The 663-nt window shown below is 71.9% G+C and carries 1 pseudogene; it reads right to left on the bottom strand.

Features of this window, described 5'->3' with window-relative positions:
* Positions 1-85: 85 nt before the first annotated feature.
* A pseudogene (locus E1266_RS37595) lies at positions 86-663 on the bottom strand (hypothetical protein); the annotation flags it as partial.

Here is a 663-nt window from a genome sequence, read left to right as displayed (position 1 = left end):
GGGTCCTCGGGCTCGGGGCTGGGACGGTCGCGCGGGCCGAATCTCACCTGTCGATCCTGCGCTCAGTTCAAGATCATCGGCAAGTTCATCGGCGGCTTTCCGGCGTGCCGAAGAGGGCGGCGCACAGGGAGTCGAGGCGGTCCGGGCCGTCCTCGGCGGGGAGGACGGTGAGGACGGGCGGTTCCGCCGTGTCGGGGCGGAGGCGGACCGGCACCTCGCGGCTCAGCGGGTCGTCGGTGCCCTGAGCGGCGGCTATGTCGCGCAGGCCCACGGAGACGACCTCGGGGACGTCCACGACCAGGGGTTGTTCTCCGGCGGGGAGTTCGTCCAGCCAGAGGTCGAGGACGCGGCGGGCGAGGCCGTTGAGGAGGCGGCCCCACGGTTCGACCAGGTCGGGTGGGACGTTCTCGGTCTGCAGTTCGGGGAGTCCGAAACGGGCTAGCCCTTTGGTGATGAAGAAGAAGCCATGGGTGCCGGAGGTGTGCGGGAGCAGCATCCAGTCGGTGAGGCGGAAGGAGCCGTCGGGGCCGGGAAGGGAGCGTTCCAGGTGCTCGGGGGCGAGCACTTGCGGGGTGAAGATGTCGATCACCGGGGCGGTCAGGGCGGCGCCTACTGCGCCGGCGACCGCGCGGGCGGACCACTCGTGCGCGGGCGGGCGGCCGG

This window comes from Actinomadura sp. 7K534, assembly GCF_004348575.1.
GTDB classification, from domain to species: Bacteria; Actinomycetota; Actinomycetes; order Streptosporangiales; family Streptosporangiaceae; genus Spirillospora; species Spirillospora livida.
Note: the sequence above shows the minus strand (reverse complement) of the source record. Positions and strands in the feature narration are given on the sequence as shown.